Annotated in this window: 17 protein-coding genes; 10 read left to right on the forward strand and 7 right to left on the reverse strand. The window is 65.4% G+C overall.

Annotated elements, in window-relative coordinates; translation table 11 throughout:
* Positions 1 to 2: 2 nt before the first annotated feature.
* Complete coding sequence (locus tag N511_RS0109795; RefSeq protein WP_027679128.1) at positions 3 to 929, forward strand: 2-hydroxyacid dehydrogenase; 927 nt, start codon at positions 3 to 5, stop codon at positions 927 to 929.
* Here the strand turns inward: N511_RS0109795 and N511_RS0109800 are convergent.
* The gene (locus tag N511_RS0109800; RefSeq protein WP_027679129.1) at positions 923 to 1,894 is read right to left on the reverse strand and encodes a LysR family transcriptional regulator; all 972 of its coding nucleotides are present in this window, start codon (positions 1,892 to 1,894) and stop codon (positions 923 to 925) included. The two genes, N511_RS0109795 and N511_RS0109800, sit on opposite strands and share 7 nt — an antisense overlap.
* A 109-nt stretch (positions 1,895 to 2,003) precedes the next feature.
* On the opposite strand from N511_RS0109800, the gene N511_RS0109805 reads away from it, so the two are divergent.
* On the forward strand, positions 2,004 to 3,698 hold the full coding sequence (locus N511_RS0109805) for an ArnT family glycosyltransferase (protein ID WP_027679130.1): 1,695 nt from the start codon (positions 2,004 to 2,006) through the stop codon (positions 3,696 to 3,698).
* An 85-nt stretch (positions 3,699 to 3,783) separates the two neighbouring features.
* Here N511_RS0109805 and N511_RS0109810 read toward each other — a convergent pair whose 3' ends face one another.
* From N511_RS0109810 to N511_RS0109820, 3 genes are all read right to left on the reverse strand, one after another.
* On the reverse strand, positions 3,784 to 4,230 hold the full coding sequence (locus N511_RS0109810) for a putative hemolysin (RefSeq protein WP_027679131.1): 447 nt from the start codon (positions 4,228 to 4,230) through the stop codon (positions 3,784 to 3,786).
* A 122-nt stretch (positions 4,231 to 4,352) separates the two neighbouring features.
* Positions 4,353 to 5,648 (reverse strand): ATP-binding protein, encoded by a 1,296-nt coding sequence (locus N511_RS0109815; protein WP_027679132.1) that lies wholly within the window; start codon positions 5,646 to 5,648, stop codon positions 4,353 to 4,355.
* Entirely contained in the window at positions 5,635 to 6,363 is a 729-nt protein-coding gene (locus N511_RS0109820) for a response regulator (protein WP_027679133.1), read from the reverse strand. The genes N511_RS0109815 and N511_RS0109820 overlap by 14 nt, the downstream gene beginning before the upstream one ends.
* Before the next feature lie 253 nt (positions 6,364 to 6,616).
* Here N511_RS0109820 and N511_RS0109825 point away from each other — a divergent pair, with 253 nt between their 5' ends.
* The 5 genes from N511_RS0109825 to N511_RS0109845 all read left to right on the forward strand — a co-directional run bounded on the left by N511_RS0109825 (position 6,617) and on the right by N511_RS0109845 (position 16,677).
* Positions 6,617 to 8,014, forward strand: a complete 1,398-nt coding sequence (locus N511_RS0109825) for an MdtA/MuxA family multidrug efflux RND transporter periplasmic adaptor subunit (protein WP_027679134.1) — start codon at positions 6,617 to 6,619, stop codon at positions 8,012 to 8,014.
* A gap of 57 nt (positions 8,015 to 8,071) precedes the next feature.
* The gene (locus tag N511_RS0109830) at positions 8,072 to 11,206 is read left to right on the forward strand and encodes an MdtB/MuxB family multidrug efflux RND transporter permease subunit (RefSeq protein WP_027679135.1); all 3,135 of its coding nucleotides are present in this window, start codon (positions 8,072 to 8,074) and stop codon (positions 11,204 to 11,206) included.
* Positions 11,203 to 14,304: a multidrug efflux RND transporter permease subunit gene (locus tag N511_RS0109835; RefSeq protein WP_027679136.1), complete on the forward strand. Its 3,102-nt coding sequence runs from the start codon at positions 11,203 to 11,205 to the stop codon at positions 14,302 to 14,304. The genes N511_RS0109830 and N511_RS0109835 overlap by 4 nt, the downstream gene beginning before the upstream one ends.
* Before the next feature lie 2 nt (positions 14,305 to 14,306).
* Positions 14,307 to 15,812 (forward strand): efflux transporter outer membrane subunit, encoded by a 1,506-nt coding sequence (locus tag N511_RS0109840; RefSeq protein ID WP_027679137.1) that lies wholly within the window; start codon positions 14,307 to 14,309, stop codon positions 15,810 to 15,812.
* A 301-nt stretch (positions 15,813 to 16,113) separates the two neighbouring features.
* Entirely contained in the window at positions 16,114 to 16,677 is a 564-nt protein-coding gene (locus tag N511_RS0109845; protein WP_027679138.1) for an acyloxyacyl hydrolase, read from the forward strand.
* A 79-nt stretch (positions 16,678 to 16,756) separates the two neighbouring features.
* Here N511_RS0109845 and N511_RS0109850 read toward each other — a convergent pair whose 3' ends face one another.
* A complete protein-coding gene (locus tag N511_RS0109850; protein WP_027679139.1) occupies positions 16,757 to 18,103 on the reverse strand; it encodes a diguanylate cyclase domain-containing protein in 1,347 nt (448 codons plus the stop codon).
* Between the two features lie 650 nt (positions 18,104 to 18,753).
* Between N511_RS0109850 and N511_RS0109855 the strand changes: the two genes are divergently transcribed.
* A complete protein-coding gene (locus N511_RS0109855; RefSeq protein WP_027679140.1) occupies positions 18,754 to 19,236 on the forward strand; it encodes a hypothetical protein in 483 nt (160 codons plus the stop codon).
* A gap of 14 nt (positions 19,237 to 19,250) precedes the next feature.
* Here N511_RS0109855 and N511_RS0109860 read toward each other — a convergent pair whose 3' ends face one another.
* Positions 19,251 to 19,763: a GtrA family protein gene (locus N511_RS0109860; RefSeq protein WP_027679141.1), complete on the reverse strand. Its 513-nt coding sequence runs from the start codon at positions 19,761 to 19,763 to the stop codon at positions 19,251 to 19,253.
* 116 nt (positions 19,764 to 19,879) lie between these two features.
* Between N511_RS0109860 and N511_RS0109865 the strand changes: the two genes are divergently transcribed.
* Complete coding sequence (locus tag N511_RS0109865) at positions 19,880 to 20,785, forward strand: flagellar brake protein (RefSeq protein WP_027679142.1); 906 nt, start codon at positions 19,880 to 19,882, stop codon at positions 20,783 to 20,785.
* A gap of 224 nt (positions 20,786 to 21,009) precedes the next feature.
* Positions 21,010 to 22,452, forward strand: coding sequence for a GGDEF and EAL domain-containing protein (locus N511_RS0109870; protein ID WP_027679143.1), 1,443 nt, complete (start codon positions 21,010 to 21,012; stop codon positions 22,450 to 22,452).
* Between the two features lie 64 nt (positions 22,453 to 22,516).
* Here the strand turns inward: N511_RS0109870 and N511_RS0109875 are convergent, their stop codons facing one another.
* Positions 22,517 to 24,085: a methyl-accepting chemotaxis protein gene (locus N511_RS0109875; RefSeq protein WP_027679144.1), complete on the reverse strand. Its 1,569-nt coding sequence runs from the start codon at positions 24,083 to 24,085 to the stop codon at positions 22,517 to 22,519.
* Positions 24,086 to 24,244: the final 159 nt, after the last annotated feature.

The following is a 24,244-nucleotide window of genomic DNA, read 5'->3' on the forward strand; positions in this document are numbered from 1 at the left end:
GCATGACGACCCTCGCCCTCATCAGCCGCGACTACGACATGTCGCACCTGGTGCCGTCCATCCTGCGCGCCGCGCCCGAGTTCGACGTGCGCATGTACGGCGAGCCCGCCGCGCGGGACGCCGAGATCGCCGTCTGCTGGAACCCGCCCGAAGGCGCCATCGCCGCCATGCCGCGCGTGCGGCTCGTGCACAGCATCGCCGCGGGCGTCGACAACATCCTCATCGACCCGACGTTGCCGGCGGTGCCGCTCTGCCGCGTGGTCGACCCACAGCACGCACGCGGCATGGCGGAGTTCGTCACCTGGGGCGTGCTGCATTTCCACCGGCAGTTGGACCGCGTGCTGGCCAACCAGCGCAGCGCCACATGGTTCCGGCCCGAACAGCAGCCTCCGTCGACCTGCACCGTGGGCGTGATGGGTCTGGGAGAAATCGGTTCGCATGTCGCCGGAGAGCTGCATCGCCTCGGCTTCAGCGTGCGGGGCTGGGCGCGACAGTCGCGTGATTTGCCCGGTATCGGCGTGTACTGCGGGCAGGCCGGCCTGCCGATGTTCCTGGACGGCACAGATATCCTGATCTGCCTCTTGCCGCTCACCGACGCCACCCGCGGCTTGCTGAACGCCGCCACATTCGCGCGGCTCAAGCCCGGTGCCAAGCTCATTCATGTCGGGCGCGGCGAGCATTTGGTCGCAGCGGATCTGCTCGACGCATTGCACACCGGCCACCTTGGCGGCGCCATCGTCGATGTGTTTCCGAACGAGCCGCTGCCCGCGAGCGATCCGCTCTGGCGCGCACCCAACCTGATCGTCACGCCGCACATGGCGTCCGTCGCAAGCGCCGACACCATTGGCTTACAGGTCGCACAAAACGTGCGGCGCCTGCTCAGGGGCGAGGCGCTCGCCAACGTGGTCGACGTTGTGCGCGGTTATTGACCGCCCATCGTCCCCGACGCAGTCTCCGGATAGCGCGCATCGATAAAGCGATGCAGCGCTTCCAGAAACGCCGCTTCCGCCGCGCTGAACTTGCGGTCGGCCATCCATAGCAGGTGCATGTCGACGTCGGCCACGCCGGCTTCGGGCGGCAAGCGCTGCAGGCGGCCCTGTTCGACGTCGTCCTGCGCAACATGCTCGGGCAGGCAACCGATGCCAAAGCCCGCCACGATCAGCCGCCGCACTTCCCACATGCTCGAAGACGAGCCGACCACGGGGCCGGTCAGGCCCATCTCGTCGCGAAAGAACGTGAGCATCGAGAGCGGATCGCCGATCTTGTCGCCCGTGAACGAGACAAACTTCTCGCCGGCCAAATCGGCAATCTGCACATCGGCGCGGCCGAACAGCGGGTGATATTGCCCGCAGAACAGGGCATAGCGCTGACGGAGGAACAACCGGTGTTCGATCTTCTTCGGCAGCGCGCGCTTGGGCGATAGACCCAGCGTGGCCGTGCGCAATTCCAGGCTGCGCACCACGTCGGCGCTGCGCATCTCCTGGCATTCGAGTTCAATGCGCGGGTAATCGCGGTGGAAGCGGCCGAGAAACGCGTCGTACTCCGGAAAGTCCAGGCCGCTGACGATGGCCACGCGCACCATGCCGGCAATCTCGTGCCCGCCTTCACCACTGGCTTGCGACAGGCGCGAAATGGTGCCGTAGACTTCCTCGGCAATCAGCCGGACCTCCTCACCCGCCCGCGTGACTTCAATGGGATTGGCCTGGCGGTCGATCAATTGCAGGCCGAGCTGATCTTCAAGCCGCTTGAGCGCCTGGCTTACCGCCGGCTGCGTCAGGTGAAGGCGCGTAGCGGCACGGCTGATGCTGCGTTCCCGCGCGATGGCAAGAAACGTGCGCAGCAAATTCCAGTCGAGGCGGTCATTGAGGTAGGTGTCGAGCTTGGCCTTGCTCATGCGCGTTACCGGGAAGGATCATAGACATTTGGCCAGGCTAACCATCCGCTAATCCGGCATCGACTAGAATCCTACCCTTTCCGACCGTGCCCGCGAAGTTCATCCCAGCATGGAATCCCGCCTTGTTTCTTCCCGCCGCTCGCCGTGGATGGCGTTGATCGTTGTCGCGCTCATCGGCGTGTTCCTCGCGCTGTGGACGGACGACCTCTTCCAGCGCTCCACCCTGTTCCGGCCCGATGAAGGCCGCTATGCGGAAATCCCCCGCGAGATGGTGGCCTCCGGCGACTGGGTGACACCGCGTCTGAACGATCTCAAATATTTCGAAAAGCCGCCCCTGCAGTACTGGACGACCGCCGCGACGTTCGAGGCATTCGGCGTCAACGCATGGGGTGCACGCCTGTGGCCGGTGCTGTTCGGCTTGGGCGGCATCCTGATGACGGCATGGACGCTGGCCGTCTATCGCGGTGGGCGCACGGCGGCGACGGGCGCGGCGATTTTGGCCTCGTCGCTGCTGTATCTGCTGTTCGGACAGGTCATCACGCTCGACATGGGCGTGGGCTTTTTCCTGACCGTCGGTGCGTGCGGCTTTGCACTGGCGCAGCGGTCGGGCGCATCGCGTGGCGGACGGCTCGCCTGGATGCTGGTGGTCTGGCTGGCCCTGGCCGGTGCAACCCTGACCAAAGGACTGATCGGGCTGGTCGTACCCGGCCTGATCGGCGTGGCCTACCTGCTGATGACGCGCGACTGGGCGCTGATCCGCCGCATGCATTGGCTCCCGGGCCTGGCGCTGTACCTGATCGCCACGGTGCCGTGGTTCGTGATCGTGCAGCAGCGCAACCCCGAGTTCTTCAACTTCTTCTTCATCCACGAGCATTTCCAGCGCTTCCTCACCAACGAGCACCATCGCAGCGGCAAGTGGTGGTACTTCATCGCGGTGGGCGCGGCCGGGTTGCTGCCGTGGACGCCGCTGCTGTTTGCGGCCATCGGCCGGCGCCTGGGCCGCGTGGCTGATCTCTTTGTCGGCACGCGCCAGTTTGACCTGATGCGCTGGTCGATTGCCTGGGCGGGGATGATCTTTCTGTTCTTCTCGGCCTCCAGTTCGAAGTTGCCCGGCTACATCGTGCCCGCCTTCCCCGCGCTGGCCATTGTGCTGGCTCTGGCGCTGGAAAAAATGCCGACGCGCGCCGTTGCGTGGTCGCTGGGTGTCAATCTGCTGATCGCCATTGGGCTGTGGTTTGCCGTGCCGACGATCGGCGCCAAGGCCGGCGCGAAGATGCCCGCCGAACAGGTGGCGCTGGCCATGCCGGCACTGCGCGAAGTGATGGCCATGCTGGCCGTCGGCACGTTGGTCGCGCTCGCAGCCTTGCGCTGGCAGCGGCGCACCGTCGCCGTGATCGTGCTGTCGATCTCCGCCCTGTTCTGCTGGGACCGTGTGCTCAACGCCAGCGAGATCTTCCGCGATGCGTTGTCTGCCCGCGATCTCATCGAAAAGACGCTGAATGCGACGGGCCCGATTCCGCCCGAGACGCCGTTCTACTCGGTCGAGTGGCTGGACCAGACGGCCATCTATTACTTGGGTCGGCCGATGACACTGGTGTCAGGCTTTGACGAACTCGAAATGGGCGCCGGGCTTGAACCGAGCAAGGTCGTTGCCACCACCGACGAATGGATCCGCCGCTGGACCGACGGGCCGCCGGCCTACGCCTTCATGCGCCGCACGACATGGCAGAACCTGCAAGCCGCTGGCGTGCCGATGCGGCTGGTGGCGGAATCCGCCGACAAGGTGGTGGTGGCGCGGCGGTAAGCGTTGCCAAACCGATCGCATCTTCCAAAACAAAAGGGCCGCAGACGTTGCGGCCCTTTTTGTTACCTGCAGCGACTGCCGGCGCTTACCACGTGCAACTGCCGCGCAGGAATGCCCATTCCTCGCATTCATCCCCGCCGGGGCTCACGCAGGTGCCCACCTCGGCGCCATTCGCACGCGTGGAAAATTCAAGCTGACCGCCGCGCTGCAGGCAATACGTGGATGCCGGATTCGCCATGCCGGGCGTTGCGCGCGGCGGTTCGGTGTCAGCAGCAGGCGGTGCGGTGTAGGTCGGCGGCGGAGTCTGCACCGGCTGCATGGCAGGCGAAGGCGGCAGCGTCGTGGCAGGTGCAGGTGCAGGTGCTGGGGCCGGCGGGGGCGGCGGCGCGGGTTGGATGATCGTGCGCGGCGGCTCCCACGGAGGCATCGGCGACGAGCAACCCGCCAGACCCATCGCCAGCACACATGCGGCAACGGCAGCGGTCATGCGGGCCTGGCCAGCATCCTTGACGAGACAGACAGCGCGATTCATGCGTTTCCTCCCGGAGTTCTGGTGAGCGCACGCAACAAGCGTGCTTGCCTCGCCTAGGATAGCTTACGCAACCGCGTGCCCATATGTCAGTCGGGCGATTGGACGAATGGACAATCGGGCGATCAAGTCGCCGCAGTCGACACCGGAAACCGCATGGTGATGCGAAAACCCGGCGCGGACGCATCCGCCGCCGTCGGTCCAACCGCGAGGTCGCCGCCAAGATGACGCACCAGCCGATCGACGATCGCCAGGCCCAGCCCGCAGTGCGCGTTGCCGCCCCGCGCCGGGTCCAGGCGCACAAAGGGCCGCATGACGCGGTCGAAGTCGGCCGCGGGGATGCCGGCGCCGTGATCTTCCACCGTCAGCGTGTAGCCGGCATCGTCCACGGCGGTGCGCACGTTGACGGGCTCCGCGCCATACGCGAACGCGTTGTCGAGCAGATTGACGACAATGCGCTCCAGATGCGTCGGCTTGAGGCGGAAGCGGTCCCCCGCATGCAGATCGAGCGCGACGTGCTTGCCCTGCTCGGCAAACGGCTGCACCAGGCCGCGCAGATGGCGGTCGACTGACACCTCGCGCGCCTCGCTGTCGCCGCTTTGGGCATAGGCAAGAAACTGCTCGACGATGGCCGACATGGACTCGACATCGCGTTCGATACCGGCGCCGGCTTTCTGGTCGGCCAGCATTTCGGCGCGCAGGCGCAGGCGTGACAGCGGCGTCTTCAGGTCATGCGCAATGCCGGCAAGCATGGTGTTGCGCTCTTCGTCGGTGGCTGACAGGTCTGCCGCCATATGGTTGAACTGCTCGGTCAGCTGGCGAAGCTCGTAGGGGCCGCGCTCCTTGAGCGGGGGCACGTATCGACGGCGCGCCAGCGCACCGGCTGCATCGGCCAGCTCGCGCACGGGGCGCTGGATTTGCCACGCCGCGAAGAGCGAGAACGCAATCGCAATCGCGAGCACCACCATCACGCCGGGCACCACGGCCGAGATGGTGGGCGGCGCATGCACCCACACCAGCGGCATGGCGATCCACTTGTTGCGCTGCGGAAAGCGCACAAACACGCGCGGCGTGGGGCCCGCTTCGAGCCGCAGCTGCGTGTCGGAAGGCAAGCGGCGCGCAAGCTGACGCACCAACTCCGCAGATTTATCGGAGGCCGACGAAGCGTCGCCCGCCGGGGGCTCGGCGGTTTCGGTCACGAGGTCCGGCAGCTTGACCTTCAAATGACCGTCCATCGCTGCCTGAAACGCCTGCAGCTGGAACGCCATCTGGTCTACCGACGCCTGGAACTGCCGCTCGCGCCGCTCCGCACGCAGCACGCCCAGCCACGAAAAATGGCTGAGCACGAGCACCACCACGATCAGCACGGCCAAGCGGCCGAACAGCGTGTCGAATCTGGGGCGGATCTTATTGAACTTCATTGACCTCTTCCCGCTCGTCCGGCACGAAGGTGTAGCCGCGGCCGCGTACGGTCTGGATATAGCGCGGGCGCTGGGCGTCTTCTTCCAGCACGCGACGCAGGCGCCAGATCTGCACGTCGATGCCGCGGTCGGACACGCCGCTGCCCGGCCCGTACATCAACTCGACGATGTGCTCGCGCGTGAGCACCTGCATCGCATGCCCGATCAGCAGTTTCAGCAGCGCGAATTCGGTATCGCTGATGGACAGGGCGCGGTCGCCGCGAAACAGCGTGCGCATGCGGAAGTTGAGCTTGAACGGGCCGAAGCTGAAGCTGTCGCGGTCCTCCGGTGCGGAGGCCGGCACGGCCAGGCGGCGGCGCAGCACGGCGTTGATACGGGCGAGCAGCTCCCGCGGCGAGAACGGCTTGCCGAGGTAGTCGTCGGCGCCGATTTCCAGGCCGATGATGCGATCGATCTCGTCGCTACGGGCGGTGAGCAGGATGACCGGCACGTCGTCGTTGCGGGCGCGCAGGTCGCGCAGGGCGGACAGGCCGTCCACCTTGGGCATCATCAGGTCGAGGACGACCAGCGCGGGGCGCTCGCGCTCAAGCCGGGCTGCCAGCCCATCGCCGTCGTGCAGCACGGAAACGGCAAAGCCCTGCTGGGTCAGGTATTCGCGCAGGAGGTCGCGCAGTTCGACGTCGTCATCGACGACCAGGATCTTGGTGCCGCTCATCTGTCTGGTGGAGTGTCTGGTACACGCAGGAAGGTGTGCTCATGATAGCGACTGTGGCCGTCACGAATCCGGCGCACTTTCACCATATTGTTTCTCCCCGTAACACCGCAACGGATTTGTAATCTGACGTAATAGAACCCGCTGCGCGACTAATTCAGCGCAAAGACGTTGCCTTTAAGCTGCGGTCTGACTGGCACGGGCGCCCGCTATCATGTGCGCTCGTCCCCATATTGCTAAGAACAGGAACGCCAACATGTCCGATCCCAAGGACCAGAAGCCCGGCCAGTTTGACGACGCCGGTCGCCGTACACACGACGGGAAAGAGACGCCCCACGAGGTGTCTCCGACGCTGCTGCCGCCTCCGCGCGAGGGTGGCAAGCGCCGCCGCTGGGGCATCTGGGTGGTGATCATTCTCCTGGTGCTGATCGGTTATGCGGTCTATCACGCGAAGTATCGCAACGCGGGCGGGCCGGGTGGGCCCGGTAGCCGGGGCGGCGCTGGCGGACGCGGCGCCGCCATGGCCAACAAGCCGATGCCGGTAATGGTCGGCACGGCCGTCAAGGGCGACATCAACGTGGTGCTGTCGGCGCTGGGCAATGTCACGCCCGTCAACAACGTGACGGTCAAAACACGCGTGGACGGCCAACTCGTGCGCCTGGCATTTACCGAGGGCCAGACCGTCAAGGCCGGCGACCTGCTGGCCGAGGTCGACCCGCGCACCTATCAGGCGCAGCTCGCGCAGGCGGAAGGTCAGCTGGCGCGCGATCAGGCGCTGCTGCAAAACGCGAAGCTCGACCTGCAGCGCTATCAGACGCTGCTCTCGCAGGATTCGATCTCCAAGCAGCAGGTGGATACGCAGGCCGCGCTCGTGCGCCAATACGACGGCACGGTCAAGCTGGACCAGGGCAACGTCGACAACGCACGCGTGCAGCTCTCTTACACGCGCATCACGGCGCCGGTGTCTGGCCGGGTTGGCCTGCGCCAGGTCGATCCGGGCAACATCGTGCATGCGTCGGACACCAACGGCATCGTGGTTATCACGCAGATCGACCCGATCACGGTCATCTATTCGATTCCCGAAGACAGCCTGCCCAAGGTCATGCCTCGCCTGCAGTCCGGCGACAAGCTGCCGGTGGAGGCATGGGACCGCAGCCAGACCACGCAGCTCGCGCGCGGCGTGCTCATGACAGTGGACAACACCATCGACAACACCACCGGCACGGTCAAGCTGCGTGCGCAGTTCCCCAACCAGAACGCGATGCTGTTCCCCAACCAGTTCGTGAACGTGCGCATGCGAGTGGATACGCTGCGCGACGTGGTGATCGTGCCGGGCGCCGCCATCCAGCGCGGCACGCAGGGCACCTTCGTCTACGTGGTCGGCGACGACAACAAGGTGGCGCTGCGCGTGGTCAAGCTGGGCGTGACCGAAGGTGAGCGCGTGTCGGTGGCGCAAGGCCTGCAGCCCGGCGAGCGCGTGGTGATTGACGGTGCCGACAAGCTGCGCGACGGCTCGCCGGTTGAGGTGATCCAGCCGGGAGCCGCCGCCGCAAGCGCCCCCGCCGCCGGCCAGGCCCATCAGGGCGGGCGTCATCGCCGCGGCCAGGGCGGTGCTTCAGCACCCGCCGCGAGTGCCCCGGCCGCCAAACCGTAAGCCCTGAGTCGTGCATTGCGTGCACGCGCCTGACGAAGTCTTCTGTTCCGAGCTGGCATGAATCCCTCCCGAATCTTCATCCTCCGGCCCGTGGCGACCACGCTGTTGATGGTCGCCATCCTGCTCTCGGGCCTGGTGGCGTACCGGATGCTGCCGCTCTCTGCGCTGCCGGAAGTCGATTACCCGACCATCCAGGTGACGACGCTATACCCGGGCGCCAGCCCCGACGTGATGACATCGTCCATCACCGCGCCGCTGGAGCGGCAGTTCGGGCAGATGCCGGGGCTCAAGCAGATGACGTCGTCCAGCTCGGGCGGGGCCTCGGTCATCACGCTGCAGTTTGACCTGTCGCTCTCGCTCGACATTGCCGAGCAGGAAGTGCAGGCGGCCATCAACGCGGCCGGCAACCTGCTGCCGAACGACCTGCCGATGCCGCCGATCTACAGCAAGGTGAATCCGGCCGACGCGCCGATTCTCACGTTGGCGATCACCTCCAACACGATGCCGCTGCCCAAGCTGGAAGACTTGGTCGACACGCGCATCGCGCAGAAGCTGTCGCAGTTGCCGGGCATCGGCCTGGTCAGCATCAGCGGCGGGCAGCGGCCGGCTGTGCGCATTCAGGCGAATACGTCGGCGCTGGCGGCGCTGGGGTTGTCGATTGACGACATCCGTACCGCCATCGGCACCGCCAACGTGAATGGCGCCAAGGGCAGCTTCGACGGCCCGGCGCGCGCCTCCACCATCGACGCGAACGACCAGCTCAAGTCGGCCGCCGAGTACGGCAAGATGATCGTCGCCTACAAGAACGGCGCGCCCATCCGCCTGACCGATGTGGCGCAGATCGTTGACGGCGCGGAAAACAGCAAGCTTGCCGCGTGGTCCAACACCACACCCGCCATCATCCTGAACGTGCAGCGCCAGCCGGGCGCCAACGTGATTGAAGTGGTGAACCGCGCCAAGGCTCTGCTGCCGCAGCTCAAGGAGACGCTGCCCGGCAACGTGGAAGTGTCGCTGCTGACCGACCGCACCACGACCATCCGCGCCTCGGTATCGGATGTGCAGTTCGAGCTGATGCTCGCCGTGGCGCTGGTCGTGATGGTGATCTTCCTGTTCCTGCGCAACGTGCCGGCCACGGTCATTCCGGCGGTGGCGGTGCCGCTGTCGCTCGTCGGCACATTTGGCGTGATGTACCTGGCAGGTTTTTCGATCAACAACCTCACGCTGATGGCGCTGACCATCGCCACGGGTTTCGTGGTGGACGATGCCATCGTCATGATTGAAAACATCGCACGCTACATCGAAGACGGCGACCCGCCGATGGAAGCCGCGCTCAAGGGCTCAAAACAGATCGGCTTCACCATCATCTCGCTCACCTTCTCGCTCATCGCGGTGCTGATTCCGCTGCTGTTCATGGGGGATGTGGTGGGGCGGCTGTTCCGCGAGTTCGCCATCACGCTGGCGGTATCGATCCTGATCTCGGCGGTGGTGTCGCTCACGCTCACGCCGATGATGTGCGCACGCCTGCTCAAGCACATTCCCGAAGCCGAGCAATCGCGCTTCTATCACGCTGCGGGCGCGTTTTTCGACAACGTCATCGCGCGGTACGGCCGCATGCTGCAATGGGTGCTTGACCGGCAGAAGACGACGCTGCTGGTGGCCATCGGCACGCTGGTGCTGACGGGGCTGCTGTATGTGGTGGTGCCCAAAGGCTTCTTCCCGGTGCAGGACACGGGCGTCATCCAGGGCATTTCGGATGCGTCGCAGTCGATCTCGTTTTCGGCCATGGCGGAGCGGCAACAGAAGCTGGCCGAAGTCGTGCTCAAGGACCCGGCGGTCGAGAGCCTGTCGTCGTTCATCGGCGTGGATGGGGTGAACACCACGCTCAACAGCGGCCGCATGCTGATCAACCTCAAGCCGAAGGATGAGCGCGACGCCGACGCCACCGAGATCATCCAGCGCCTGCAACCCGAACTGGCCAAGGTGGCGGGCATCTCGCTGTACATGCAGCCGGTGCAGGACCTGACGATTGAAGACCGCGTCAGCCGCACGCAGTACCAGTTCACCGTGGAAGACCCGGACCCGAACAACCTCTCGAAGTGGGTGCCGAAACTCGTTGAACGCCTGCAGCAGACCCACGAGCTGCGCGATGTGGCAAGCGACCTGCAGGACAACGGCTTGCGCGCCTACGTGCAGGTCGACCGCGACAAGGCGGCGGTGTACGGCATCACGATGGCGGCAGTCGACAGCGCGCTGTACAGCGCCTATGGCCAACGCCTGGTGTCGACCATCTTCACGCAATCGAACCAGTACCGCGTGGTGCTGGAAACCGACCCGAAGATGCAGCTGGGGCCGCAATCGCTGTATGACCTGCACGTGGCATCGAGCAGCGGCCAGCAGATTCCATTGGGCGCGTTTGCCACGGTGGTGGAGCAGCCCGGCTCGCTCGTGGTGAACCATCAGGGCCAGTTCCCGGCGGCGACCATTTCGTTCAACCTCGCGCCGCGTGCATCGCTGGGCGCAGCGGTCGACACCATCAATGCGGTCGAAGAGGAAATCGGCTTGCCGGCCAGCATGCAGACGAGTTTCCAGGGCGCGGCGCTGGCGTTCCGCGCGTCGCTGTCGAACCAGCTGTGGCTGATCCTTGCGGCCATCATCACCATGTACATCGTGCTGGGCGTGCTGTACGAAAGCACGATTCACCCCGTGACGATCCTGTCGACGCTGCCGTCGGCCGGCGTGGGCGCCCTGCTGTCGTTGCTGGTGTCGGGCAAGGACATGGGCATCATTGCCATCATCGGGATCATCCTGCTGATCGGCATCGTCAAGAAGAACGCGATCATGATGATCGACTTCGCCCTGGAGGCCGAGCGCGAGCAGGGCATGGCCCCGCGCGATGCCATCTACCAGGCGTGTCTGCTGCGCTTCCGCCCGATTCTGATGACGACCATGGCCGCGCTGCTGGGCGCCCTGCCCCTGATGCTCGGCACCGGCGTGGGCTCGGAGCTGCGCCAGCCACTCGGCATCACGATGGTGGGCGGCCTGCTGGTCAGCCAGGTGCTGACGCTGTTCACCACGCCGGTCATCTATCTGGCCTTCGACAACCTTGGCGCACGCATGCGCGACTGGCGCGCGCGCCGTGCCGCCCGACGCCACGGTGCGGCTGGTGCCAACGAGTCTGGCGGGCCGCGATGAACCTGTCCGCCACTTTCATCGCACGGCCGGTTGCCACGGCGCTGCTGACCATCGGTGTGGCGCTGGCCGGTATCGCGGCGTTCCGCCTGCTGCCCGTGTCGCCGCTGCCGCAGGTGGACTTCCCGACCATCTCGGTCAGCGCATCGCTGCCGGGCGCCAGCCCAGAGACCATGGCGGCCACCGTGGCGACGCCGCTGGAGCGCTCGCTCGGCCGCATCGCAGGCATTACCGAGATGACCTCGTCCAGCTCGCTCGGTTCGTCGCGCATCACGCTGCAATTTGATCTGTCGCGCGACATCGACGGCGCGGCGCGCGATGTGCAGGCGGCCATCAATGCTTCGCGCAGCCTGCTGCCCTCCGGCCTGCCTAGCAACCCGACCTACCGCAAGGTCAACCCGGCCGACGCGCCGATCATGATCGTCGGGCTGACGTCCGACACGAAGTCACGCGGGGAACTGTACGACGCGGCCTCGACCATCCTTGCGCAGAAGCTGTCGCAGATCAACGGCGTGGGCCAGGTCACCATCGGCGGCGCGTCGCTGCCGGCGGTGCGGGTCGAGCTGAACCCGATGGCGCTGAACAAGTACGGCATCTCGATGGAGACCGTGCGCACCGTCATCACCAGCACGAACGCGAACAAGCCCAAGGGCATGATGGAATCCGGCGACCGCGTCTGGACCATCTACGCCAACGACCAGGCCAAGAAGGCCGTCGAATACCAATCGCTCATCATCGCTTGGCGCAATGGCTCGCCGGTGCGGCTGGCCGACGTGGCGGAGGTGACTGACAGCGTGCAGGACATCCGCAACTACGGCTCGGCCAACGGCAAGCCTTCGGTGCTGCTCATTATCAGCCGGCAGCCGGGCGCCAACATCATCGACACGGTCGACCGCATCAACGACATCCTGCCGTACCTGCGCAACACCATTCCCGCGCAGATCAACCTCGATGTGATGATGGACCGCACGCCCACCATCCGCGCCTCGCTCAAGGATGTGGAGCGCACGCTGGTGCTGTCGATCGCGCTGGTGATCATGGTGGTGTTCCTGTTCCTGCGCAACGTGCGGGCGACGCTCATTCCGAGCGTGGCGGTGCCGGTCTCGCTCATCGGCACGTTCGGGGTGATGTACCTGTGCGGCTACAGCCTCGACAACCTCTCGCTGATGGCGCTGACCGTTGCGACCGGCTTTGTCGTGGACGATGCCATCGTCGTGCTGGAAAACGTCTCCCGCCACATCGAAAACGGCATGCGGCCCATGCAGGCTGCGCTCAAGGGCGCGCGCGAGGTCGGTTTCACCGTGGTGTCGATGAGTTTTTCGCTGATTGCCGTCTTCATCCCGCTGCTGATGATGGGCGGCATCGTCGGCCGGCTGTTCCGTGAGTTTGCGGTGACGCTGTCGGTGGCCATCCTGGTGTCGCTGGTGGTATCGCTCACGACTACGCCGATGATGTGCGCACGCTTGCTCAAGCCCGCCGCCGAGGAACAACACGGCTGGTTCCATCGCAAGACGGAAGGCTTCTTCACCCTCCTGCTCGACCTCTACCGCAACTCGCTGGCGTGGGCGCTGCGGCACAGCTGGCTCACGCTGCTGATCCTGTTGGCCACCGTGTGCCTGAACGTCTACCTGTACATCATCGTGCCGAAGGGGTTCTTCCCGCAGCAGGACACCGGCCGAGTGATCGGCTTCATCCAGGCGGACCAGTCGATCTCGTTCCAGGCGATGCGCACCAAGTTGACCGACTTCATCACCATCGTTCGGCAAGACCCGGCGGTAGAGAACGTGGTTGGCTTTACGGGCGGCAGTCAGCGCAATACCGGGCAGATGTTCATTCAGCTCAAGCCGCTGGCCGAGCGCAAGATGTCCGCCGACCAGATCATCAACCGGCTGCGCGGCAAGCTCGCGCGTGAGCCGGGCGCGAGCCTGTTCCTGCAATCGGTACAGGACATCCGGGTGGGCGGTCGGGCCAGCAACGCGCAGTACCAATACACGCTGCAGGCCGACGACCTGAACGAGCTGCGCGCGTGGGATCCGAAAATCAAGCAGGCGCTCACGCAGGTGAAGTCGCTGACGGACGTCAACACAGATACGCAGGACAAGGGCTTGCAGACTTCCCTCGTCATCGACCGCGACAAGGCGAAATCGCTCGGCATCAATCCGAGCGATATCGACAACGCCCTGAACAACGCGTTCGGGCAGCGCCAGGTATCGACCATCTACAACCCGCTCAACCAATACCGTGTTGTGATGGAAGCCGCGCCTCAGTACTGGCAGAACCCGGACGGCCTGCGCGACATCTACATCATCACGTCGACGGGTGCGCAGGTGCCGCTGTCGACCTTCTCGCATTACGAGCCCACCAACACGGCGCTGGCCGTCAATCACCAGGGGCAGTTTGCGGCCAGCACGATCTCGTTCAACCTCGCGCCGGGGGCATCGCTGTCGGGTGCCACGCAGGACATCCAGGACGCGATGAACCGCATCGGCGTGCCGTCCTCCGTGCACGGCAGTTTCCAGGGCACCGCCAAGGCGTTCCAGGATTCGCTCTCGAGTCAGCCGGTGCTGATCCTGTTTGCGCTCATCACCATCTACATCGTGCTGGGCGTGCTGTACGAGAGCTATGTACACCCCATCACGATTCTGTCGACGCTGCCCTCGGCCGGTGTCGGGGCGCTGCTGGCGCTGATCATCACCGACACGGATTTCTCGATCATCGCGTTGATCGGCGTGATTCTGCTCATCGGCATCGTCAAGAAGAACGCAATCATGATGATCGACTTCGCACTCGAGGCTGAGCGCAGCCAGGGCATGAGCCCCGCAGATGCGATCTTCCACGCCTGCGTGCTGCGCTTCCGGCCGATCCTGATGACGACGATGGCCGCGCTGCTGGGCGCCCTGCCCCTGGCGCTCGGCCACGGCGACGGCGCGGAGCTTCGCACGCCGCTGGGCATCTCCATCGTCGGGGGGCTGCTGGTCAGCCAGATCCTCACGCTCTACACCACGCCGGTGGTCTACCTGGCGCTCGACCGGCTGCGCCTGCGTCGCGCCGGCCGCAGCAAAGACGCACCGCTGCCCGCATTGGATTCGCAAGGAAGCTGAACATGACAAGAGGCACTCAAGCCCTTCGCACCTCGTTGCTCGCGCTGGCCGCGTGCGCGCTCGTCTCGGCCTGCGCGGTCGGGCCCGATTACAAGCGCCCCACCGCCGAAGTGCCGCAGCAATACAAGGAAGCCGGCGACTGGAAAATCGCCGACCCGAGCGACGCCATCGCCCGCGGCAAGTGGTGGGAGATCTTCAACGACCCGCAATTGAACGCGCTGGAGGAACAAGTCGCGGCCGCCAACCAGAACATCCTGGTGGCCGAGGCGCAGTACCGCCAGGCCCAGGCGCTGGTGCAATCGGCGCAGGCTTCGTTCTTCCCGACGCTGGGGGCCAGTGCGTCGGCCACGCGCAGCCGTTCCGTGCGCACGTCGGTCAATCCGGACGGCAGCCTGTCGACCGGCAACCCGAGCCTGCTGAATTCGCAGAGTCTGTCGCTCAACGCCAGTTGGGAACTGGACCTGTGGGGCCGCATCCGCCGATCGGTGGAGTCGAACAAGGCCAGCGCGCAAGCCAGTGCAGGCGATTTATCGTCCGCTTTGCTGTCGGCCCAGGCGACGCTTGCGCAGAACTATTTTCAATTGCGTGTCACGGATACCCAGAAGGCCGTCCTGCAGCGCACCGTTGCAGACTACGAGCGCTTCCTGAAGCTCACGCAAAACCAGTACGCCGTGGGCGTGGCGCAGCGCTCGGATGTGCTGACCGCGCAGACGCAGCTCAAGCAGTCGCAAGCGCTGCTGCTGGATACGGAAGTCACTCGCGCACAGCTTGAGCACGCCATTGCGGTGCTGATCGGCAAACCGCCGGCGGAGTTCTCGCTGGCCCCGGCCACCGCCACCACCGTGGCCGACTTGCCGGCGCTGCCCGCCATTCCGCTGGAAGTGCCATCGGCCGTGCTGGAACGCCGCCCCGACATTGCGGCCGCCGAGCGCCGGATGGCCGCTGCCAACGCGCAGATCGGCGTGGCCAAGGCCGCGTACTTCCCCACACTCACGCTGGGGGCATCGGCCGGTTTGGCGGCCAACACGCTTTCGCGCCTGGCGACGCTGCCCAGCCGCGTCTGGTCGATCGGCCCGACGCTGGCGGCCACGCTGTTCGATGGCGGCGCACGTGCCGCTGCCGTCGACAAGGCCGGCGCTGCTTACGATGCGTCGGTCGCAACGTATCGCCAGACCGTGCTCGGCGCATTCCAGGATGTCGAAGACAACCTTGCCGCGCTGCGCTGGCAAACCCAGGAATTTGGCGTACAGGCCGATGCGGTCAAGGCCGCGCAGGAAGCCGCGCAGCTCAACCTGAACCGGTATCGCGCCGGCACGGTGAGCTTCCTGGAAGTCATCACCGCACAAGCCACGGCCTACAGCGCCGAGCGCACGCTGCTCACGCTGCAGGGCAAGCAGTATTCGGCAGCGGTGCTGCTGGTGAAGGCGCTGGGCGGTGGCTGGCACGGCGAAGTGCCGGTGGTCGGCAAGGCAGCGCTGCAGCCCGCTTCCGCCCCCGCCGCCCAATAACCCTTCTGGCATTGCTGGTGGCCGACGACGTTTCGCCGCCGGCAATGTCCCCTTGTGCGTAAGCACGCACGCAGTCGGATAGTTCCCCCTATAATCGTCGGAATTTGTTCCGGACCGTCCCGATCATGTGGGCCGGCGGGTGCAGCAGCAGGCGCGCAAATTGCGTCGTCCGGTGCCTTGCAAGCCCGCCCCGGTGCGATCCCGACCGTCCGTTTGCCTGCCACCATGTCCGCCGCGCGCGTGGTTGCCGACGCAGTTGCCCCGATTCACGCGCGCCGTTCAACTGATTTCGCTCTCTCTGATGATCCGATCCGCGCTTCCCCGCTCCGCCAAGTTGCTGGCCACCGCCCTGGGCGCCGCCACGCTGTTCGCCGCCCTGCCTGCCCAGGCTGACCCTTCCGTGCGCGTCATCTACGGCCGGGACAACAGCCACGGCATCGAGAAGTACGGCGTCGATCTGGATTTCGATTCGGGCTTCCACTGGGGCAACCCGCAAGGCTGGTTCGTGAACCTGGATTGGGAAGTGGCTCTCGGCCAATGGCGCTCGACCAAGGGCACCAACCGCCAGAACCTGACCGAATTTGGCGTGACGCCGCTGTTCCGCATCGAAAAGCGCGGCGGCTCCTGGGTGCCGTTCATTGAAGCTGGCATTGGCCCGCGCCTGCTTTCGCACACCCGCACGTCGGATGAGCACAATTTCAGCACGGCCTTCCAGTTCTCCGACATGATCGGCGTGGGCGTGGCCTTCGGCAGCAAGCAGCAGTTCCAGATGGGCTATCGCTTCGAACACCTGTCGAACGCGTCGATCAAGCGTCCGAACCCGGGCACGGATCTGAACGAGCTGTACTTGCGGTACACGTTCTGAGTTTCGAGCGTTTGCAACGCTTGAAGAAAAAACGGCCTGCCTTGCGGCGGGCCGTTTTGTTTGGGTTCGCAGTAGCGGATCAGCGCGCGTCGGCTTCGCCGTCGAGATCGAGATCGCGATTGCGCGATCGCATGCCCATCAGCCGCTCGTAGTTGAGCGAGGCATGGAAGCCGAGGCCATTGCCACCTGCACGTTTGACTTCATACATCGCGGCATCGGCATTGCGGATGAGCGACTGCGCGTCATGCCCGTCAGTCGGGTACAACGCCACGCCGGCACTCACGCCCATCGACAACACATGGCCTTCCACCCGGAACGGCGTCTGCAATTGCTCGATCAGGCGTTCCACGGTTTGCGTGACATCCTCGCGTGTGGCGCAGTGCGTGAGAACGGCGACGAATTCATCGCCGCCCAGCCGCGCGACCGTGTCGGAGGCGCGCAGCCCGCTGCGCAAGCGCATGGCCGTGGCCTTCAGGACGAGGTCGCCCACGGCATGGCCATACTCATCGTTGACGGGCTTGAAGCGATCGAGGTCAATGAACACCACGGCGACCTGCCCGCGCGCGCGACGCGCCGCCTGAATGGCGACGAACAGGCGATCGCGAAGCAGACGTGCGTTCGGCAAGTCCGTCAGCGGATCATGCAGCGCGAGGTGATGGGCCTGATCGAGCGCTGCGCGCCGCTGCGTCACGTCGAGCAGCGTGCCGCTCACGCGTGTGGCCACGCCCCGGGCATCGCGCTCGGTCACGCGCCCACGCGCGGCCACCCAGATCCATTGGCCATGGCGCGCGCGCATGCGCTGCTCGATTTCAAAGCTGTCGGCATCGCCCCGCATATGGCGATAGATGCGTCGCGCGCTCAAGGCGGCGTCCTGCGGATGCACCATGGCGTACCACGCATCCGGATCGTTAGGCAGATCCGTCGGCTCGTAGCCAAGCATGTCGGCCGTCCGGCGGTTGAACGACACATGCCGTGCGCGCGTGGACCAGTCGAACGTACCCAGCCCCGCGCCGTCGAGCACATAGGCCAGCCGTTGCTCCGACGCGCGCAGCGATTCCAGCGCCAGGCGCCGCGCAGTCACGTCCTGCATCTGCACGACGAGGTGCTGGCTGCCAGCATCGCGCGCCACCGCCACGTCGGTCTGCACCCACACGGTGGTACCGTCCTGGCGCACCAGGCGCGTTTCCATCGAGAGCGCATCGCGCTGGCCGGCGAGCAGCGACTCGACACCATGTCGCGTACGTTCAGTGTGATCGGGGTGGCAAAGGTCGAACAGATCGCGCGTGCGCAGCGCCTGTGCTTCGTGACCGGTCAGCGCGCACAGCGCACGGTTCACGTCGAGGAAGCGACCCTCCGGCGCGCACAGGCCGATTCCTATCGGCGAATGTTCGATCGCAGCCTTATACAAGTGGTGGTCCTCAAGCATGGCGATGCTGTTTCGCGAATGCGGCAGTCCCGGGGGTGTGCTGGTGTGATGGCCGTTGCGCCGCAGATGCTCCATCACGCAATGCTTTGCGCTGGGCCCCTGCGGTGGTTGCTGGCGTGATCCCCGTAACCGGTCTCGTGGTCTGCGTAGCCCGGCTGGCAGCCGGCAAACAGACCTTGGTGCGTTGCAAGCGCACGAATCGAGGCGGACTATAGAAGCCGCGAGTTAACGGGGCAATCCCTTCCCGCGAGGGGACATGGACCGCACACGCGCTTTGGGTCCCCTCGTACGCGAAATGACGCGAAGGAAACGCGCCCCGCGTCATTCCCATCTGCGTTTGTCGACGTCCATTGTCGACACCCGTCCAGCGTCGCCGGACAGGCGACAACTCTACACGGGTCGCCCCTGCGAGGGAGCTAGCCGTTCGGCTAGGTCTGGCTGCCGCGGCCACCACGCAACCGTTTGCCGCCTCGGCGTGCGGCACTCTCCACAATGTGAATGTCTGGAGGTGGAGACAAAGCCCCGGACTTCATCCGGAAGGACGAAACGCGCAACCGGGCAGCTCCGTTACTATTCTTCAATATCGCTTCGGGGGGCGAAGTCAGACACGGCGAGCCGCGGCACATCCGCACGCGGTTGTGGGAGGTTGTATGGAATTGAGCTTTGTCGCCCCCGGCACGCACACGCATCGTTACGCGCTCAAGCTTGCTGGCCTGCCCGAAAGTACCGAACCGGGCTCGAAACCGGTCGATCCAGCGTGGGTCGACGATGCGCTCACCGCCGCTGTGCGCGTATTCGATGCGCACCGCGTGCACTTTGCCGATGCCTATTTCGCCTATCGCGCACGCGAGACGGCGCAGCATCCGCCCCGCACCGGCGGCCAACCCGGGCCGGCACGCGTGGCGGGCGATCTCCACGATGACACGCCGCTCCTCGCGGATACGTTTGCGATTGCGCAGTTGGCGGCACTTGTTTCGCTGGAAGCGTCCGGCGTGGCCGATGTCATTGACGTACGGCTGGTCGTGGAACGTCTGCGCGACGACAGCCCCATCCCGCCAACGGACGGCATCGGCGAAGTCACGTTCGTGGCGGAGCCGACCACGGGTCTGCAGAGCGTGGCAAGCCGGCATTAACGCCGCGGGGCCGCTCACGGCCCTTTGCGCGGGGGCCGCTCCAGCACGATGTCCGGTTGCGGCTCCGTTGGCGCACCGACGGTGTCGGCGTCGCGGAACGTCCAGTGCCGGTGGACGAGGAAGTTGAAAACGGCCGTGATGGCCGAGGCGAACACCTGGGCGATCAGGTAATACAGCCCGAGCCCCAGGCCGATGGCCATGATCGTGGCGTTGCAGCCAAGCGCGAGAAAGGCCACCAGGCCAAACCGCACCATCGCCCCGATATGCCCGCGCGTGCTGTTGAAAACGGCCTGCCGGCTGATGAAGTAGTTGAGCGTGGCCCCGATCACGCTGCCCGCCACCGACGCCCGCCACGGCGAGACCCCCACCTGCACCAGCCCGAACAAGATCACATAGTGCGCCAGCGTTGCGCCGCCGCCGATCACGATATAGCGCGCAAACTGCTCCACCGCTGCCCGGAAATGCTGCCGAGACGCCATCCGCGCGCTCACCCCGTTCACTTTGGAACCGACATTGTGCTCGATCATGGCTGCCGGGCCGCAACTCGCGTGCCAGCCTCTGCACAATAAGTGCGCTTAAAGTTGTGCAACATTTGGCCGTATAGAAACGTGGGGCCCCGCGCGGGTGTGGGCTCCCCATTGCCATGCTCGAACTTCAACCTCTCGACATTCCGCTTGCGATTCCCCTGCCGTGGCCGATGCTTGACGCCGACGGGCAGCTGCTCGTCCCGAAGGGCGACGTCATCCACTCGCCGGAGGAAATCGACCTGCTGTGCACGCTGCACCGCCCGCATCGTCAGGCGGACGGCACGCCCGCGCCTGCGCCGGCATTTGCCAATACGCAGTTTCCGAACACGATGTTCCCCGACATGGCCGACGACCCTGACGGGGAACGTACGATCGCGATGGAGCTGCTGGGCCTGCGCCCGGGCGGCATGCTGACCGTGCGCCTGACCGCAGGCGCCGGGCAGACCAAAGGTGCCGCGCGCGTCATGGGGTACAGCCCGCAGCGGCATCTGCTCATCACCATGCCCACCGATGGCGGCCGCACGGTCATGCCGGTCAAGGATGAATTGGTGGAGATTCACGCCTTCTCGGGCGAGGGCATTGCCACTTTCGAATGCACGGTCATGGCGGTAAGCCGCATTCCGTTCGAATACGTCGTGCTGTCGCCGCCGCGCCGGATCAAGAACCGCACGTTGCGCAAATCGCTGCGCGTGCGCGCCAATGTGGTCGGCAAGATGCTGGTGAGCGGCGATCCGCCGCGCATGATCCACATCTCCGACATCAGCACGACCGGCGCGTCGTTCCGCTCGGCGCATCGGCTGGAAGTCAGCGGAGCGCCTGCGCGCCTGCGCTTTCGCGTCAAAACGCGCGACTACCACTCCGAGCTGGTGGCGGCCGCCCTGGTGCGCAGTGAAAAACCGGCCGACCTGCCCAACGTCTACCAATACGGCGTGGAATTCGTCGAACTGCTGGCCGCGCAAAAAATGCTGCTGCAGTGCTTCATCTATGAACAGTTGCTTTGGGGCGGTCAGCGCATGGTGTAACGTGCAGACAGAACTGATATTCGTATCGCTTTGATCAGAATTAATTGCTGCTAAACGTTAAAAAAGTCTACCCGGCCCACACGAAAACATGCCGGGAAACGGCCACCATGGCCGACTTTCCGCTTATGATGCCGCAGGCTTGCTTGTGACAAAGCTATACAATTGACAGTGCATCAAGCGCACGCATTTCCGTTTTAAAGGCATTTGCAGGACGATCCCCATTTATGAGCCGCGCAAGGTCTGCCGCGCCATCGCGTCTGGATCCCATCTCCGGATTGCCGGACCGCGAGCGATTCGTCCAGCTGCTGGCTGCCATGCCGCAACCCGCACGCGCGGATGCCATCGGCGCGCTGCTGCTGATCGGCTTCGACCATTTTGCCGAGGCGACCAACACCCTCGGGCCGCTGGCGGCGCGAGACGTCATCGTCGAATGCGCATCGCGCCTTGAAGCGCTGAGCGTGCCGGCCGCGAATGGCATCGCCCCCATCGTCGGGCGCATCGGCCCCGAAACATTTGCCGTTGCCTGCGCAGATTTCGCCTCAGTGCAGGATGTGCACGATCTCGCGCGGCGTATCTCTGCGGCGCTCACACGGCCCTTCATCACGCACGGTTACGAGCTGGTCTGCTCGTGCAGCATCGGTATGACGCTGTTCGAAAGCATGCCCAGCGATGCGGCGCGGCTCATTGAACAGGCCGACCGCGCGCTCTACGGCGTGCAGCACGGTGCCGAACAAAGCCCTGCGCTGTATGCCCCGGCGGCCATGCCCCCGCGCACGGCCACCGGCACTGGCGATCCGGGAGATGGGGACGATGCAGGCCACAGCGACGGATACGACGCCATCGCCGAACATCCTCGCCTCGCTGCGCAACTGCGCCATGCGCTTGCCCGCCGCCAGTTCAGCCTGAACCTGCAGCCCCAACTGAGCCTGACCGACGGACGGATCGTCGGCTACGAATTCTTGCTGCGCTGGATCTCTCCGGAATTGGGCGGCGTGGCACCGGCCGCTTTCCTGCCGATCCTGGAGCAGACCGGCGACATCCGCCAAGTGGGCCACTGGGTGCTCGATAACGCCGCGCAGATGCTGGCCGGGCTGCTGCGCGAAGAATCGCAGCGCGCGGGGCGCAACAGCCGGCATCAGCCAGGCGTGCATGCGGCCGTCAATTTGTCGGTTGCGCAGCTGCTTGATCCGCAATTGAGCGATGTGGTGCGCGACATCGCCGCGCGCCACGCGGTGCCGACCACGCGTCTCGTCTTCGAGATTTCGGAACATACGCTGCACCGTGCCAACGGCGCCGCGCAAAAGGCGGTGGAAGCGCTGCACGCCTGTGGCGCGCGCGTGGCAGTGGAAGACTTTGGGGCCACTGCGCACAGCCTGGATTGCCTGGCAACGTTCCGCCCGGATCAGGTCAAGCTCGATCAGGCCGTCGTCAACGCCGTGACCAACACGAGCGATCAGACCATGCTGCAACGCCTGGTGACGGCCGCGCATGATGCGGGCGTGCCCGTCACCGCTACGCGCGTGGAAACCGCAGCGCAGCTCGACGCATTGCGCGCCTGCCGGTGCGACGTCATCCAGGGATATTTGCTGTCGCAACCCTTCCCGGCGCGCTGGATCGACGACACACAAGACGTGATTGCCGAGCGCGCGCGCGATCTGATGCCGTAAAGGAAAACGCCCTCCCGCGTGCAAAGCGGAAGGGCGCTGCTGGCGCCTGGGTGTGCCGAGCGGTTTATGCGTGCTCGACGCGGAAGACCGCCACTGCGCTGCGCAGCGCCTCGGCTTGCTCTTCCAGCGACTCCGCTGCGGCCGCAGCCTGCTCGACCAGCGCGGCGTTCTGCTGCGTCACCTGATCCATCTGCGTGACGGCCTGGTTGACCTGCTCGATGCCGCTGCTCTGCTCTTCCGACGCGGCGCTGATCTCGCCCATGATGTCGGTCACGCGGCGCACAGCAACGACCACCTCCTCGATGACCGTACCGGCTTCGGCCACCAGCGTCGAGCCGTTCTGCACGCGGCCCACTGAATCGCCGATCAGTTCCTTGATCTCCTTGGCCGCCGTGGCGCTGCGCTGCGCGAGGCTGCGCACCTCGCCGGCAACGACGGCAAAACCGCGGCCCTGCTCGCCGGCGCGTGCGGCTTCCACCGCGGCATTCAGCGCCAGGATGTTGGTCTGGAACGCAATGCCCTCGATCACGCCGATGATGTCGGCGATCTTGCGGCTGCTTTCGTTGATGCCGGCCATGGTGTCCACCACGCGGCCCACGACTTCCCCGCCCTTGACGGCGATGTCCGACGCGTTGACCGCCAGCGTGCTCGCCTGACGCGCGTTGTCGGCGTTCTGCTTCACGATGCTGGTCAGCTCTTCCATGCTGGAAGCGGTTTCCTCCAGCGACGAGGCCTGCTGTTCGGTGCGCTGCGAGAGATCGGCATTGCCGGCTGCAATCTGCTTGGTGGCGCTGGCGATCGAATCCGAGCCGGTGCGCACCTGCCCGATGATCTGCTGCAGGCTCGTTTGCATGGACGACACGGCGTGCATGAGGCGGGCGGTTTCATCGCGGCGGCCGGCGGCGGTCTGGCCCTCCATACGCGCGGCAAGATCGCCCGATGCCATGCGCTCAAAGACCTGAATGGCACGTTCCAGCGGACGCACCACCGTGCGGCTGAGCACGCCGCGCGCCACGATCGACAGCACCAGCGCGGCGGCCAGCAAGCCACCGGAAATCCAGATGCTCATCGCATAGCGCGATTGGGAATGGTCGAAGCGCTGCTGACCGTATTTGAAGCGCGCCCCGACCAGCGGCCCGAGCGCCGTGTCGTAATCGACGAAGAGCTTCGGCACCAGGTTGGTGTTCAGCTCACGGTACGTGGTGAGGTCGCTGCGCTCCAGGGCGGCAATGGCCGGCTCCAGCGCGGTCTTGACGAACTTGGTGCGGGCGGCGTCGGCAGCTTGCAGCTGCGCGCGGTCGGCATCCGGAATCGGCAGCTTCATGAACTGGGCCCACGCATCGTTGGCCGAGTTGACCATGGTGTGCGCATCGGCCAGCAGCTTCTTGAGTTCTTCCGGCGACGAGACCGAATCGAAATTGGTCAGGTGAATGCGCGCCCACAGCAGGTTGATGGTGTCTTTCGCCAGCAGGTCCAAGCCTTTGGCGTCTTCCAGGTACACCGCGCGCAAATCGTCGTTGGTGGCCCGGCCGGTGGTGATACCCGCGAAGCCGACCACGGCAATCATCACTGCAAATACCGCGACCAGGAACGTCAGCCGCGTGCGAATGCTTGTGTCCATCCACTTCCACATGTCTTTTTCCCCTGCATGGTTGGGCCGTGCAGCGCTGAAACGGTCTTCCCGCGCCGCTCTTCGGGCACCCTGTTCACTCCCAAAGGTGCTAACGGCAGCGGACGGCAGAAATAGAGGGCAGCGCCCCGAATGTCCGGAATGCGCCGCAAGTGATATGCA

Source organism: Ralstonia sp. UNC404CL21Col (assembly GCF_000620465.1).
Classification (GTDB): domain Bacteria; phylum Pseudomonadota; class Gammaproteobacteria; order Burkholderiales; family Burkholderiaceae; genus Ralstonia; species Ralstonia flatus.